The following is a 15,415-nucleotide window of genomic DNA, read 5'->3' as shown; positions in this document are numbered from 1 at the left end:
AAATTAATATGAAAAAATACCCTTACTTTACTTGTTCCCTACCAATAGAATCTGAGGAAGATATCTTTGGTGTTGCAAAGATTATTTCAGATAAACTGGTTGGTGGTATTCCATTTGGTGGATTAGAAGATTACATTTATGAAGAAGTTCCGGCAGTATATATTAATGCAAATATATTGGGTTTTGAGTTAGTTATACAAGGGTATGGAGGAGAAGGTGGATATTTATTAGAAGTCAATCCAAGCCCATACAATGAAAGCCCAGACGATACTGAAAGAGTGACGGTAGAAATAACAAGATACATTGCCTCACTTTTAGAAGGAACGGAAAAAATAAAAATAAAATATGAACAAATTAATGAACAGAACTATATTGAAATTTCTGAATAGGTCATTTTTTTACGATTAAAAAACTACCCAAAGCTTATTCCTACTTGAATCATGAGTGGGGATGGGCTTTTTTTATGAAACAATGACTTGTCATCCCTCTCCATCAGAGTTAACATACACACTCAAACCGCAGGAGGGGAAGAGAATATGAATGAGAAAATTAATTTACTATATAAAATGCGTTTTATGGAAAACGAGGGGGACAGTATAGAGGTATTTGAGAATATTCTGAATGAAATGTCCCTTGAAGGAACGAATGATATAATTCTAGATCTCTGTACAATCTTCGAAGATGAAGTTGCTGAACCGTCAGCTAATGATTATCTTATTGAAACTATATTTTATATTGCAAAACGTAATGATTTGGAAGAGGGCTTATACAAATTGGCTTTGGGTACTTCCAAAATGTTGCCCCATGCAGAATTTTGGGCAGAGAGAATCCATCGGACACTTTTAAATTCAAAAGATTTAGTAATTTCTTACGGTAAATCTTTCGATAAACTAGAAAGTACAACCAAACAGACAATTAAAGAAATTTTAATGGTGATTAAGGATGACGATCCAGATTTATATTTAGATAAGGCTAATTCTGTATTAGAAAAATTAAGTTAAAAAGGGGGATCTGGCTGATTTATATACAAATAGTTAGCCCTATAATAGATTTTACAAAATGTTGTCGTGATCATGATCACGGTTTAGACTGTAAATTTAAGTTAAAATACAAACAATTTTAAATTTTATTTCAGCTAAAACCAAAGATACTGTGACGGATCACAAAGAAAAAACAAGGAAGTGTACAAAGATGAAAAGAACTGATTTGCCTCTTGTCTATTCATGTTCTGGATGTTCCTCCGCAGCACAAACCGCTAACATGATCGCTATACAAATGGATCGAGAAAAAGTCGCTGAAATGTCCTGTATAGCTGGTGTTGGTGGTGATGTCAAACCTCTTGTCAGAACAGCAAAATCAGGACGTGACATCATTGCAATTGATGGCTGTCCCTTGTCCTGTTGCAAGAGTTGCTTAGCAAGGCATGAAGTTCAACCCAAACACCATTTCCTGCTGTCTGACTTTGACGTACCCAAGATAATAGGAGAAGATCCTAACCCCAATCATTATAGGAATGCTTACACACAAATCTTAGAACAAATTGGACAATAATTCTTTAATCAAAATAAAAGTGTGTATCGAATTTTTACTGGTGGCTCCTAACACATCTTTAAGGGTCACCAGTATTATTTTTATACAGCAACATCTTTTTAATAAGAAGAATAATTATCGAATGTTTAAATGAATTTGTCTCACAATTTAAAATTGACAAAATTCCTATGCGTCCTTGTACAAAAGAAGATTTTTTATGTACCAGACTTAAAGAGCAATTAATTGCCCCCCCCAGAAACCTGGTACACAAATTCTCAAACCGTCGTTCTAAGGGGATATTCATTTTTATCGAAAAATAAGTGTTTGATTAAATAGCAAATCATTTCTCTTTAAGTAATTACCATTAAAAGTAATAGGGACCGAAGTTCCATTGAAGTAATCTCTCATATTGTCATGTTTTATAGCATGAACATGAAGATGCGGCTCACTACTGTAACCTGAGTTCCCTACTTTCGCAATTTCTTGTCCAACCTTGACAAAATCATTTTTCTTGACTAATAGACTATTTTTCTTCAAGTGTAACAACAGAATATTATATCCTTGGTGTTTGATGATAATCATATTTGTAGTACTACGGCCCAGGGAGTTTGGGACATTATCTTCTACTCCATCCACAACTTCGATAATTCTACCCTCAACCGGACTATATACTGAATCATTATAAATGGGATAGGATTTTAAAGATTCAGGATTATCAAATATTCCTTTTCTTGAACCTAACGGGGTGAGCTTAGTTATATCCACCGCATATTTCAGAGTACGATGCGAAAAGTGATAGTTCATAGATGAACTCATTCCACCATTCACTACCTCGTAAGCCCCTCCTTTCAAAGGGAACGCTAAATCGACTGCATCTTCGTGTTTAGGAGTGGATGTAATGTATGAAATACTAAATAAAATACATATAAAAACTTGATATATTGCTAATAAACCATAAAGAGAAAGAAATATTCGTGTTTTTCTATTTAAGCCATTAAATTTAAAAGAGCGTAAAGTAACCATTTGACGGAATAAGGAACATCCAAACAATACGATGCAAACCGGTCGTAAATAATAGCTAAGTTCTGTCCAATCATTTATGAATAAAATCATGAACGTATATGCACTTGTAAACAAAGTGTGTATATACCACGAAATACGGTTTTTAAATGGAAAGTAAGCCATGATCCAGTAAAATATAAGCGGAATCAACAGCATTTTTACAAAATAAAAAAAACATTCAATTTCTTCCCTTATCATATGATAATTTGCTTCTTACCTCTTCTTGAAATGCAGTATCCGTTAATAATTTGTAAAAAAACAAATCCATCTTCTGCTTGAGCCAAATATGATCCACCCCAGAATCATCTTGAATAAACAGGGCTAGTTGAATGTCATTTCCTTCTCGATCCGTACAATATAAAGCCTCTGTTAGAACAGAAATGGTAGATCCACCTTTGTTTCCGAACTCTATTAACTTGGAGTTATCCACTTGTCGCTGAATTAGCATTTTTAGATATGGATTTATAGTAGAAGGAACCAACTCCTCCTTGTGTATGAGCTTCATGAGATAAGCATATTCTTTAGTCGTTGAACGAGGAAGCTTGCGCGATTCCAGCACTTGAAGCTTTCGTACATAATTCTGCCTGGTGTTCCATTTCTGAATACATTCTATCCCCTGATCACGATTTAAAATCTGATGAATTTCAATAGATTTTTTCATATATTCCTCGTAGCTCATCTCACTTATCTTTTGTATCGACTCTTTAAAGCCTATGTTTTCGGTCTCTTGGATATAAGGAGACATGAATCCCGCAGATGAAAAAGGAAAGATTTTATCATGAGAAGAAAGTGAGAGCTTCATAATATTCTCATTTATCTTATCCAAACTCATTTTCGCCATTAGAAATTCTGTATTGGCATTGGAACTATATGCTAACATACCATGAGTAATATCCAATAACGTAATTTTACCTTGAACCTCTTTATGGTTTGCGCGAATGGATTTGATCCAGTTATGATGAGCGTTACCATCGGAACCAGGAATATAAAACTTATTTAATTCCTCTAAAGGAACAAGTTCCTGCTCGTCTAATATTTTCGCCACAACTTGGCGAGCAAATTCGATAGCAATGATCACTTTGGCCGTGCTGGCAAGCGGCATTTTAACTTCTGAGTTATAGCTGATTTTCTCCATACCATTTTTGATCATAAACAAAGATGCTTTACTCGGATTTTCCTTTAAAAAGCTCAGAACATCCATTTCTGTTTTCTTATTATTTTGGCGCTTCGCAATGAACAAAAACAGGATACATATGAGAACAAATATTAAAATTATAGCTACTAACAATAAAATTATTTTCATACTTTGCTCCTTAATGGACACGCTTAGGCTGAAGTTCACATAAGTCGTCACAGTTCCCTATACGGGAATCACTTTTCTTTTAGAAGCTATATAATCATACAAATAACCGCCTATACCCATTTTTTTGAAAATAATTATAAAGGGAACCGCCCACCAAAGATACGGTATTCTTGTACAAATTTGTGCAATAGAGTCAATTCAACGTTGTATTTTACTGGAATCATTCATTGAGAAACTATGCATTCACCTTTCTAATTCATTAACAAACAGGACACCAACCATCATAGAAAACCAGAATTTGTTTGTGTTGAAAGCTTACTTATCCTAATCTTCTTGTTTTTCTTCGAATTGTAATTGATATTTTCCGGAAACTGATCTTTATAAAATGGTATAACTTTTTATATTTTCAAATCGAACCCCTTTTCCAAACTTTTTCTGCTATGCATTAATCGTTATTATTGCTCTTCAAGCCTTATGTACCAGACTTGAAGAGCCTCTCTTCATTTATCAACTAGATCCTCATTGAAGAGCAAAATACCAATGCTTCCTATATTCAATCTTTCCTTAACATCATTTCAGCAGATAGTCACTTTAATACACTTTACCAAAAAAGTGATTGCATTTATTCTCCACTAAAGCTTTTAGCCCATTCAGCAACCCTACGACTACTTTCTTCTTCTGACAAATCCTCGATCCTGGTCATAATAGACCATCTTACTCCACAAGGATCCAATATACTTCCGAATCGATCACCTGAAACAAAGTTTGTAACTGGTTCCCTTACTTTTGCTCCTCTTGCTACCGCATTTTCAATGACCTGATCAACATCCACTACGTAAATTCCGAAAGAATAACACGCATTCTCTTCATCTGGCGGCAAAACCAATTGATATGCCGGATTCGCTGCTCCCAGCTGCAAAAAACCATTTCCAAAATCTAATTCCGCATGAACAATTATTTTATTGCCATTCTCATCAGGATATTCAGTAATATCCTTAACCCTTGCATTGAAAACCGTTTTATAGAACTCTATTGCTTCGGAAGGATTCTTCACTGTAATAAAAGGGGTAATAGATGTAAAGCCGTTGGGTGTTCCCTTCTTTGTATATTTACCTGACACTCCTGTATATTCTCTGCTTTCAGTCATTTTGACTCCTCCTTTAAATGATCGTAACAGTTCTATTTTGTGCTTATACCTTTATTGGATTGAATTCATCAACTCATAGTAATATTTGGATGCGCGAGTCTTATTTAGACTATACCAGGCTTCTAATGTTTTAGAAGAAAACACACCCAGAGCTTTCAAGACGTGTACGGAAAATTCCAACGGAGCTGTTCCAGATGCAGTGATCAGTTTTCCATCCGTTACAGCAGACTCCGTTTTGTAATACTTTTCGCCCGTGTAGGTGGGACAGGTCATTTTGAGATATTCCAGGTCATTGCTTGTATGCCAACGTGAATTCAGCAATCCTATCTGGGCAAGTCCCATGGTAGCACCACAAATCGCCGCCACCCATATACCTTCCTCTAAACATCTTTCAGCAATTTTTAAGATCGGTTGATGAATGGTTTCTGTCCATGTATTTCCACCGGGTAAAATCAATATATCCGTACTCTCAATGCTGCACTCATCCAGTTTGATGTCAGGCAGGATTTTCAATCCCCCCATTGTGGTTACAGGAGTCTTTTCTATTCCCACGGTAACTATTTTGGATGGAAACAGCCCCTTTTTATAATATCTCCCCGAGTTCAGTTCGGCAGTTAAGTAACCGATCTCCCAGTCTGCCATGGTGTCAAACACATAAAGATATACCGTACTATTCATTCACAAGTTCTCCTTATTTAATAATTTATCAAGTGATACCAACTCTCGGTAATCCATGATTATCCTCATTATAAAAAAGCTTCACTGACATCTGCTGTCAGTGAAGCTTTTAACGTTGATAATATTCCATTAACTCCGACGCAACAGTAACAAGCTTTTTCTTCAAACTCTGTGGTTCGATGACTTGAATGGACTTCCCGTAGGTTAGGAGTAAATAAGGGACATATGTATGAAGTGATTTTTCCTCAAGCAAAAAGATTGCCTGATTGGATACCCGCTCTTTCAGATGATGCCCCAAAAACCAATGCAGACATAAGTCATCCAATGCCTCTGACCTGCCTCCGATAGTTAAAGAAATTAAACCGTCCTTGCCTACTAAATCAGGCAACAGATTTTGCATAAAAAATTCACGGGCCGAAAAAGCTTCGGAACGCTTAAATATGATTGGAGTACGCTTGATTTGTAGAATCCGATCTGCCCGAAAGCTACGGATCTCATTTCTTAGGTGACAAAATGCAACAGTGTACCATTTGTTGTTCCAGTAAACCATTCCATAGGGGTCTATCACCCTATTCTTGGGTTGTTCTTCATGGCTTGTGCGATAATCCATTTCTACAGAGAATTCGTTGGCTACAGCTTGCTCCAATTCCGCCAATATCGGCTGAAGAGAAGGGTCTCCCATGCGATTAATAACTTCAAATCCGGCTAAATGACGGCTAAGTATACTTTCCTGCTCTTGATTCGAATACATTTTCAATTTTGATGTTGCATTGTCTAATGCCTCACTCAAAGGGTATCCAGCCTCTTTTGCAAAAATAGCAGCATGAAGGAGTGCCTTTTTTTCCTCCATATCAAATAGTAGAGGCGCTCTGATAAAATTATTCAGCAAGCTATACCCGCCATTATGACCTGTGTCGGATATTATCGGCACTCCACTGGCACATAGTGCATCAATATACCGATAGACTGTCCTTATATTTATTTCTAACTTTTCGGATATTTGTTTTGCAGTCATTTTTACGCCCGAATTCAGCATCCATAGAATGGCCAGCATATTATCGTTTTTTGGCATAACATGAATCCTCATCTCTCATTAAAGTTCAATCTTTTATAAATATCTTTTTATACTCTCTCTTACTACCTATTATATGCTTTTTTCCACCTTATACTTCCCTCTCATATCTTCTAATTCCAGATTTACACATAGTAAATACCACAATGAATGGGTCATTCTGTAAACTAAATCTCTCTTTTAACCGATAAATACATATGCTGGATTTATCAATAACCACATTACTAGCTGGGAATCTCATAATAACATTTACCAAAAACAACTATAGAAGGAGAGATCTATGGATAACATCGTGACATACGGTCATATCGAAATCATGCCTTATGAGTTCGTCCGCCTTCATGAATTTAAAATCTTAAAAACAGTCAATGACCATGCCCGAATGATCTGTACAGGTATCATTTCGGAGAAAAAGCGAGAGCTGTACGTACGTGCTTCGGATGAAGAAACTCAGGTCAAAGCTTTTGTTACGGACAAAAATGGCAATCGACAGCCCCTTTTTCGAGGCATTGCCTTGGATGTGGAGGAAAAAGTCGTTCATGGGGTCCATTACCTGACCGTCGAAGCCATATCTCATACCTACGAGTTAGATATTAAGCGGCATCAACGCTCTTTCCAGAACCCCAAGCTCACCTATACGGGTCTGATCGAAAGTATTGTATCGGACTACTCCAAAGCCGAAGCCATGGATGTTGTGTCCCATAAGAAGCCCATCGGCACCTTTATCATGCAATATGATGAGACCGATTGGCAATTTCTGAAACGTATGGCCTCCCACTTCTACTCTCCGCTCATTCCTGCGGTGGGCTATGGAGTGCCGAAGTTTTATTTTGGCCTGCCTATGGGACTCAGTAAAGGAGAAATTAAATCTACCAATTATAAGGTCACCAAACGGGTTGCGGATTTTCAAACCGCCTCAGAGAACCATATCCCTGGCGTACGTGATGCTGATTTTATCCAATATGAGGTCGAGACGGAGAAATTACTGGAACCTGGCTATGAAGTAACCTTTCAAGGTCATAAGTTGATCGTAGCTGAGGTGCTAACGGAGATGAAAGACGGGGTGCTGACCCATACCGCCAAGCTGTCACCACGAAGCGGCTTACGTCCAATTAAAGACTACAATCGCTCCATTATCGGCGCTTCCATTCATGGCAAGGTACTGAGCGTTCGTCGGGACAAAGTCCGCGCCCAGCTCGATATGGACGATCAGCAAGACCCGAACACGGATTACTGGTTTCCCTACTCTACCATTTATGCATCTGCGGATAACACGGGCTGGTATTGCATGCCTGAAGACGGAGACAGCATCCGCATCTATTTTCCCAGTTATAAGGAAGAAGAAGGGTACGCGATCAGCTCAGTTAAAAGAGAACCGCAGCCTTCCACGGGAAAATCTTCTGCGACTTCTGGACATGCCACAGCTTCTACTTTGTCTGCCGGATCAAAGTCTTCTTCAGCCTTGTCCGCAGCAGCTCCTGCCCCAGATCGAATGGCTGACCCTGCCATTAAGACGCTGCGAACCAAATACGGCAAAGAAATCATGCTCGCTCCGGATCAAATCGTTATTTCCGGGAATGGCATGTCTATTGTCATTAACGATAAAACAGGCATTGATATTGTAAGTGGAAAAAATGTGAGTATTAGCGCGGCTTCAGATATTGTTATGAGTTCCGGTAACATCCAGCTTTCCGCCGGAAAAATCGAGCTGTCTGGTAAAGGCAACACGATTACGCTGGATGACAAAACCACCTTCTCTGGCACGGAAATTAAGATGAACTAACGGAAGGTGAGAACTAGCAGATGGATAAACAAGCGGCGTTACACCATTTTAAAGAGCATCACTTTACACCTTTGCTGGACATTCAGTTGGACATGCTGGAAGCCATGTTTCATCGCTACCAAGCTCAACTGATCTTCGACTTCAAAGAATCGTTCAGGGATTTGTGTATACACATTCTGAGCATGCAGCAACAAGGTCAAAAACAACCCATTGGATATATTCACTACTCGTTCTTGCGCACTCAGATGCTGGAGCAATCCTACCTGTATATAGTCGAGGCTTACTCTGCTGAATGGTACGAAGATGATTCCGATTGCAAGTTAACCTATGACGCATCATGGGCTTACGCACCGATGAGTACCATGTTGGAAACCTTGGAGCAGGAACGAAAAATATATATGGGGACGATCACTTCAGTGGACGTTGAACGACTGATGCTGGAATCCGCTCCTTTTTTTCACCAGTTTGTGAACTCCCTCCTGCGCTTAGGGATGGCAGAAGTGGTTCAAATGCCTGAGTATCTCGCCATTCATAAAGCTGATCGTGTAGCTATACGAACGGGCGAGTACAAGGATATCAGCGAGAATCTATATGTCGAAGATCAGGAAGCACTTCTTGCAGATCATGTGAGAGAGCAATTGATACATTCCAGTGAAGAAGAACCCTATGTTTACGAAAACCTAAAGCGGCTTTCTCTTCCCCACCTTCACCTGATGCAAAAGGATTTGCGCTATAACGATTTTAGTCACAGTGACTTACGAGAAAGCCAGTTTCACAGCTGCATATTGATTGGAAGCATCTGGCAACGAGCGAATCTAGCAGGAGGCAACTTTCAGGGATGCCTACTGACCGATACGGATTTTAGATATAGCGATTTGAGAGGTGCTAACTTCAATAGTGCCAGCGGACAGCCGTATCGGGAACATGGAGTTCGGGTGCCGGGGCTATGTGGACTTCGTTTTGAACACGCCAACCTGGATGGGGCTGATTTTACAGATGTACATTCGTTTGAACATGCATATTTTGAGGGGGCTTCGATGCAAGGAACTCTTGTCCCACGAAAGTACCAACAGCATTGGAAACTAAGCGAAGCACAGCGTCAATCTATTGTGTGGACGGAATAAGGAGGAATGTGTATGCGCCATTATTATGTGCTGGTCGATGATCATCGTATTTCCCGAAACATTAAACCGATGAATTTAGACCTTTTTAAAACGCCATTTGTTGGCATGCCTCCGGCTCAGGTTTTAGATGTTCATGCGACAGAAGATGCCGAGTACACGGACTGGCTACCGTTTTCACCCTCACAACCGCTATTTTCCGATCCTATGAAACGGATTCTAGAACTATACAATACCCAAGCTCGTTTTAAGCAGTTGTATATCGTGAACCGGGAACCCAGCCGTCAGGAGCTATATTGGATTCCATCTGTTCCCTACGTGGATGGTATTTCGGAAAAGACTGAATTTTATCCGCATGATCAAACCCTAAAGCGACTTGTTCTCGATAGCAATAAGGTGAATGGACACCATTTTTTCAGACTCTCCAACGTGAGGGAACCTTATTTCATCGTTAGCTTGGAAGCTGCTGAAAGCTTGCTTCGACGAAGTTTGAGTGGTTTTCGGCTACAAAAGCTAGAACTCTTATAAGGAGGTTCAACCTTGACGGAGCATTGGGATGAATTTTTTTTGAAACTGCATCATCAACAAATATTGAAAGAGCAATTAAGTACAGCGGAAAACAATGAAGGCTGGATGATGATATCTATTGAAGAAGCGATGGAGGGAATTTCGAAAGGCTCACTAACCCTACCGAATGAACAGGAGATCCAGTTTCAGACCCTTCCTGTCTTTGAAGATCAACTCACCATTTCCCTGCCTGACTCTCTTATTCCAGAAGTTCGGGCGGGACAGACGGTAGATCCTTCGAAAAGCTTCGTTGTTCAGGACAAGCTGGGTGGAATTCTGTTCGGTCTGCACCAAAGTAGACAAGAATTGGCCCCCTCGCAAATAGAAATCTATCAACAACAAATGATTGAGCAAACGAGTCGCGCACAACCAAGTATGAAGCTCGTGGATGAAAAGGCTATTTCTATTCAAGATACCATCATTGGCTGCTATGAAGCTATTTTTCTAGTTTCCCCCTCTCCCTATTATCAGATTGTCTTTGTGCGTTCCTGGCGCGGCAAAGCTATGATCGGGAGTTGCCAATTTAAGCTGGAGGATGCTTCCCTCTGGGTCCCGTTAACCTATGCCATGCTGCACACTGCGACATGGTCGGAGCTTTCTTGATTCTATACCTTTTATTCAAGGAGGTACTTATATGTTTTTACCTTTACTTATTAAAGCTCTAGCCCAAGGTGCACTCAGCGGAGAACATTCTTATGTGGTGAGAGGCGCCAAGTTACAGTGCAGTCAAGGTACAGACCCTGGTGTGCTCAATATGATGTACAGCCACGGTGTCTTCATTAAAGATAAGCCCGTTCTGAACGTGGACGATGCCATTTGTGGAGCCAATATTAGCAAAATCAATGCTTTTGGATTGTGTAAATTGAAGCAGGGTCTTCCCTGTGAACCGGAGATTGCGTTTGGGTCCAAGTGGACAGGCGGGAAAGAAGACGTATTGATTGAGGGGGCACCTGCCCTACTCAACAATTCGACCTTAATGTGTAGCTGTCAAGGTGTACAAGAGGCCATATCCTCCTTTTTTGGTGCAGACAGCACGGGATCGGGTGGTGGAGGCATTATCTCCATTACAGATGACGGACAAGATGGCTGATTTTATCAAGCAAGGAGAGTAAGGGATGAACATCGTAGCGAAAGACCGCTTTACCTATCAGCACTTACATGTCACTTGGCCCTATGGCAAGCTGCGTCTTAGTCACGTCCATATGAGTCACGAGCTCGGAGAACATGCCAGACTGATGATCACGGGTAGTCTAGAAGTCGATCAGGCAGATACAATCATTACCAAAGCAAGCAGCGACGACAAAGTCGAACTCTGGTATTCCGATGCCAAAGACCAGAAGCATCCCTTATTTATGGGACAACTGTACTGCGTAGATGTGGAGCACAGACATCAGGAGATCGTGGTAACTCTCGACGTCATTTCTCATAGTTTTAAACTAGATACGCAGCTCAAAAACCGCTCCTTTCAGCACATAAACCAGAAATATGTTGAAATCGTCGACGCAGTGCTGGCTGATTATAAGGGCTCGGATAAGATTGATGAAGCTTTTGAGAAAAAAGCGACAGGCCAGTTCATGATGCAGTATCAAGAGACCGATTGGACTTTTTTAAAACGGCTAGCTTCGCATGTGGGAGCCCTTCTCGTCCCTAATGTCGTTTCACACCATGCGCAAATTTGGATCGGTATTCCGCAAGCCAGACAGCATATTCATTTGAAAGAGGTTCCTTTTTCGTTGCAGCGCAAGATTGCTCCCTATCTGGATCAGGAGGCTAACGGCTGGAGATCTGCCCATATTGCAGACTATACTCGGTATACCTTTGAGTGGGATCGAATGCTGCAATTGGGAGATGAAGTGGAGCGCAATCACGAAACCTACGTCATCACCAAACGTGAAGGACAGTTGATTCGCGGCTTAATGACCTGGTCATATGAATGCGCACTGTCGCAAGGCTTGAAGGTTCCCAAAATATATAATCGAACGATCATTGGCGCCGCTATTGAAGGGAAAATACTAGATGTCAGCCGGAATCAGGTTCGATTGCATTTGGATATAGACGATCAGCAGAATCCCAAGGATGCCCAATGGTTCCCCTATTCTGCTGAAGGGAATCAGGTTTGGTATCTGATGCCGGAAAAAGGTGCGCAGGTGAAGCTGTATTTTCCAAGTGCTGACGAAGACGATGCGATGGTCATACAATCGGTCCGAACGAAACCATCCAGCGTTGCTGTCCCTTCATCTCACGCAGCTCAAGGTGCCGTGGTCGAATCGCCTGCAGTACGCCACCAGCGTAAAACAGCCGATCCCGGGGTCAAATCCTTTGCGAATCCGCAGGGAAAAGAAATTTCCTTAGGGAACTCCGAACTGTCGATGAGTGCTCAGGAAGGATCACTATACATCTCCATGAATACCCATAACGGTGTCAGCCTGAACAGCACCCAACGTGTACAAATTCAAGTCACAGGCAGTCTTAGTCTTTCGGCAGGTAGCATCCTGCTGCAAGGAACCAACGGCTTACACTTGAATACAACAACCGATACGTTGGATTTGGAGCAGGAAGTCAACAGCGTCAGCTCTGAGATTCAACTTAAAGCTTCCCTCCATCAATACTACCCAGAACCGATTTTGTCTGACTTTGAGAAGCAAGTCGCTGAAAAGGGAATCCAAAGTGTGCTCGGAGCACGCGTTAAGGAAAACGTAGGCGCCACGCTCAAGGGAGAATGGGATGCGGGTATAGAGTTTTTAGGCGGTGTATGGGACTCAGTTGTCGACATAGCGGATATGGGAACCATGGTAATGACTCCTTTCGTTATGCCGGGAAATTACACTGGTAAAGGTTTTCTGGAACGCAATGAGACGCTCGAGGGTATTAAGGGCGGTGCAAAGTTTGGCTGGGACTATATTGCCGATTCATTCCAAGGAAAAAAAACAAAGAAAGATGTGGTTCACGACCTTGAAACCGTGTGGGACGGCATAAAAAGCATACCCGATCCGATTGAGCGAAAATTGAATAATTTCTTCCCTAATCCATTGACCGATACCAAACAGGAAAGTTACGACGCAGGATATGACAGTATCAAGGCCGTTGAACGTGTAGCAGATATTTATGGGTTTGTCAAAGGCGGCGCAAAGTTAGTTAGAAAGCTGGGTAAGTTGGGTAAAGAAGAAGCCTCCTTATCTAAGGGACTCAAGGAAGCTGAAGAAAAGAAAGCCGGTAAAGGAGGGACACCGGGGTTATTCGGAGATTCAGCAAAGGCCGACTCTGCTCTGGCCAAAGTTGGAGATGGAAAATTCAAAACGAATGCCATCCGTTTTCCAACCAATTTTGAATCCTTAGGGAGTTACTTGCAAAGTGTAGCAAGAAAGATGAACTTCCGTATAACTAAAAGGTTACCCATTTTCGAAACTGCTGGAGGTCATTATCGGTTTCATGATCCTGGTCCTGACGTTCCGCATTCCAAAGGTTCCGGTGCAAAAATTTCGCCTGAGAGACAAAAACAAATTGATGCGTTAAAATCAGGAGAGTATACGGGTAAGAGCACTAAAACGCTGGAGAAACACGATTACATTCCTGAAGATGTAAAAGACGTCGTTAAACAAGTTAAAACTAAAGGTACTTTAAGAGAAGGAATTGATTCCAACGGTAAAGTAGTTAAAAGGTGGATAGTTCCAAACGGATTTGAAAGTGTTGAGGATTTACTAAAAAAAGCGAGGGATGGTAAAGTGGATGTTACAAAATGGGGCTATACTAATGTGCAAAAATTAGAAGAATCAGTGAACAATCTTCAAAGTAATTATCTTAACAACCCTAAGTATAAACGTCCTAATGTTTTAAATTCAGGCAATGCAGGAGCAAAATATAAAGGCGTGGAATTTGATCCATTAGGTTTCCCTATATTCGACAAAAAATATATCAAATTTGAAATTTCCTTACTAGAGAGTCACACATCAAAACAACTACTGAATATGTCTCGTCCTAACCATTTACAAGCTTCAACAAAGTTATACTTTGAAAAGCTAAAACTGGAGGCAAAAGCAGCAAATTTGGATTTAAACACATATTTAGAGGATGTATTAAAATATGATAAGAAACAAATACGTGCCATTATAAAAGGGGATGATAAAATACCTGGCTTTACTTGGCATCACCATCAAGAAACAGGAAGAATGCAGTTGGTAGATGAGAATGTTCATGGTAAAGTAAATCATACTGGTGGAAATAAAATTTGGGGTAATGGCGACTAAACCTCTAATAAATTAAAGGGAGAATTAAAATGGGATATGAGCTAAAATGGTCTGATAATATAAATTTAGATGAAAGCAAATTGAGAGGTCTTGAGGAGCGATGGAATATCCGCTTTCCTAAAGAGTATGTAGAAATTGTGCTGAATCATGATGGATCGGTACCCTATATAATAGATCAAAATGGTGAAGAGATTACGGGCGTTGTAAAAGTACCTGGGAAATTAACATGGTCTATACAACTATTATCTCTAATAGAAAAAGAAGTTCTTGGAGAAGTAATTTCTCCAATTGAGCTGGCGTATGATACTTTGAGCGAGGCGTTACCAAAAAATATATTCCCCTTTGCTATTAATGGATCTGGAGATAAATTTTTATTTGATTTTCGGAAAGATAAAAATGAACCCCAAATTTTGTTTCAAAACCATGAAGATTTAATTTTAGAAAGTGAAATAACCGAAGAGGAATTAGAAGAAAAATCACTTGAAGACTGGCAAGACGAAACATTAGATTTTGTATGTGAATCATTCGCAGCTTTTCTTAAATTAATTTCTCCTAGAGACTAAAAGGATTACTCTTTGAAGCTACTGCCCTAAACATAGCTATAAATAAATGAACTTAATTATATAGATTGGGGAGTGAATTATTTAGAGAAATCATTATTAAATATATATTAAATGCATTTACTCTTTTTTTAAGATGGGTCACTCTAAAATTTTGAAAGTCGATTCCAATTTGAATCATAAGAGGAATGGACTTTTTCAATTTAAAGAAGAAATAAAAAATAGCAGTCCCACCAATCTCCCTGCACCAAAACAATAACTTGCCATCCCCCTATCAGAGTTACCAACCACATCATAATCTCTGATGGATTCGCAATTGGTCGGCATCATAAATATCAACATGTTTGC

Annotated in this window: 15 protein-coding genes; 10 read left to right on the top strand and 5 right to left on the bottom strand. The window is 40.0% G+C overall.

Translation table 11 applies throughout. The features are described from left to right. Positions 1 to 8 precede the first annotated feature (8 nt). The 3 genes from ACL9RM_RS09980 to ACL9RM_RS09970 all read left to right on the top strand — a co-directional run bounded on the left by ACL9RM_RS09980 (position 9) and on the right by ACL9RM_RS09970 (position 1,551). Positions 9 to 389: a hypothetical protein gene (locus ACL9RM_RS09980; protein WP_250266423.1), complete on the top strand. Its 381-nt coding sequence runs from the start codon at positions 9 to 11 to the stop codon at positions 387 to 389. Positions 390 to 536: 147 nt separating this feature from the next. Further along, positions 537 to 1,001, top strand: a complete 465-nt coding sequence (locus tag ACL9RM_RS09975) for an Imm30 family immunity protein (RefSeq protein ID WP_250266424.1) — start codon at positions 537 to 539, stop codon at positions 999 to 1,001. A 190-nt stretch (positions 1,002 to 1,191) separates the two neighbouring features. Next, positions 1,192 to 1,551: a putative zinc-binding protein gene (locus ACL9RM_RS09970; RefSeq protein WP_250266425.1), complete on the top strand. Its 360-nt coding sequence runs from the start codon at positions 1,192 to 1,194 to the stop codon at positions 1,549 to 1,551. 285 nt (positions 1,552 to 1,836) lie between these two features. On the opposite strand, the gene ACL9RM_RS09965 is transcribed toward ACL9RM_RS09970, so the two are convergent. The 5 genes from ACL9RM_RS09965 to ACL9RM_RS09945 all read right to left on the bottom strand — a co-directional run bounded on the left by ACL9RM_RS09965 (position 1,837) and on the right by ACL9RM_RS09945 (position 6,792). Next, positions 1,837 to 2,553, bottom strand: coding sequence for a M23 family metallopeptidase (locus tag ACL9RM_RS09965; RefSeq protein WP_422759362.1), 717 nt, complete (start codon positions 2,551 to 2,553; stop codon positions 1,837 to 1,839). A 217-nt stretch (positions 2,554 to 2,770) separates the two neighbouring features. Continuing rightward, positions 2,771 to 3,895, bottom strand: a complete 1,125-nt coding sequence (locus ACL9RM_RS09960; RefSeq protein WP_250266427.1) for a serine hydrolase — start codon at positions 3,893 to 3,895, stop codon at positions 2,771 to 2,773. Positions 3,896 to 4,517: 622 nt separating this feature from the next. After that, positions 4,518 to 5,042 carry a VOC family protein gene (locus ACL9RM_RS09955; protein WP_250266428.1) on the bottom strand — a complete coding sequence of 175 codons (525 nt, stop codon included), beginning with the start codon at positions 5,040 to 5,042 and terminating at the stop codon, positions 4,518 to 4,520. A 51-nt stretch (positions 5,043 to 5,093) separates the two neighbouring features. Continuing rightward, on the bottom strand, positions 5,094 to 5,720 hold the full coding sequence (locus tag ACL9RM_RS09950; protein ID WP_235308995.1) for a type 1 glutamine amidotransferase family protein: 627 nt from the start codon (positions 5,718 to 5,720) through the stop codon (positions 5,094 to 5,096). 109 nt (positions 5,721 to 5,829) lie between these two features. Beyond that, on the bottom strand, positions 5,830 to 6,792 hold the full coding sequence (locus ACL9RM_RS09945) for a helix-turn-helix transcriptional regulator (protein ID WP_250266429.1): 963 nt from the start codon (positions 6,790 to 6,792) through the stop codon (positions 5,830 to 5,832). A gap of 280 nt (positions 6,793 to 7,072) precedes the next feature. Here ACL9RM_RS09945 and ACL9RM_RS09940 point away from each other — a divergent pair, with 280 nt between their 5' ends. The 7 genes from ACL9RM_RS09940 to ACL9RM_RS09910 are packed head-to-tail and all read left to right on the top strand — an operon-like array spanning position 7,073 to position 15,070. Next, entirely contained in the window at positions 7,073 to 8,575 is a 1,503-nt protein-coding gene (locus ACL9RM_RS09940; protein ID WP_250266430.1) for a hypothetical protein, read from the top strand. Between the two features lie 20 nt (positions 8,576 to 8,595). Further along, positions 8,596 to 9,699 (top strand): pentapeptide repeat-containing protein, encoded by a 1,104-nt coding sequence (locus ACL9RM_RS09935; protein WP_250266431.1) that lies wholly within the window; start codon positions 8,596 to 8,598, stop codon positions 9,697 to 9,699. Between the two features lie 12 nt (positions 9,700 to 9,711). Beyond that, on the top strand, positions 9,712 to 10,224 hold the full coding sequence (locus ACL9RM_RS09930; RefSeq protein ID WP_250266432.1) for an imm11 family protein: 513 nt from the start codon (positions 9,712 to 9,714) through the stop codon (positions 10,222 to 10,224). 12 nt (positions 10,225 to 10,236) lie between these two features. Next, positions 10,237 to 10,866, top strand: a complete 630-nt coding sequence (locus tag ACL9RM_RS09925) for a hypothetical protein (RefSeq protein WP_250266433.1) — start codon at positions 10,237 to 10,239, stop codon at positions 10,864 to 10,866. A gap of 31 nt (positions 10,867 to 10,897) precedes the next feature. Then, on the top strand, positions 10,898 to 11,353 hold the full coding sequence (locus ACL9RM_RS09920) for a DUF4280 domain-containing protein (protein WP_023989777.1): 456 nt from the start codon (positions 10,898 to 10,900) through the stop codon (positions 11,351 to 11,353). Between the two features lie 25 nt (positions 11,354 to 11,378). Then, the gene (locus ACL9RM_RS09915; RefSeq protein ID WP_250266434.1) at positions 11,379 to 14,507 is read left to right on the top strand and encodes an HNH endonuclease; all 3,129 of its coding nucleotides are present in this window, start codon (positions 11,379 to 11,381) and stop codon (positions 14,505 to 14,507) included. 29 nt (positions 14,508 to 14,536) lie between these two features. Beyond that, a complete protein-coding gene (locus tag ACL9RM_RS09910) occupies positions 14,537 to 15,070 on the top strand; it encodes an SMI1/KNR4 family protein (RefSeq protein ID WP_250266435.1) in 534 nt (177 codons plus the stop codon). Positions 15,071 to 15,415: the final 345 nt, after the last annotated feature.

Origin of the sequence: Paenibacillus sp. S29, from assembly GCF_049319765.1 — a bacterium.
GTDB lineage: Bacteria > Bacillota > Bacilli > Paenibacillales > Paenibacillaceae > Paenibacillus > Paenibacillus polymyxa_B.
The sequence above is the reverse complement of the archived record's forward strand: the minus strand, read 5'-3'. Positions and strand labels throughout refer to the sequence as shown.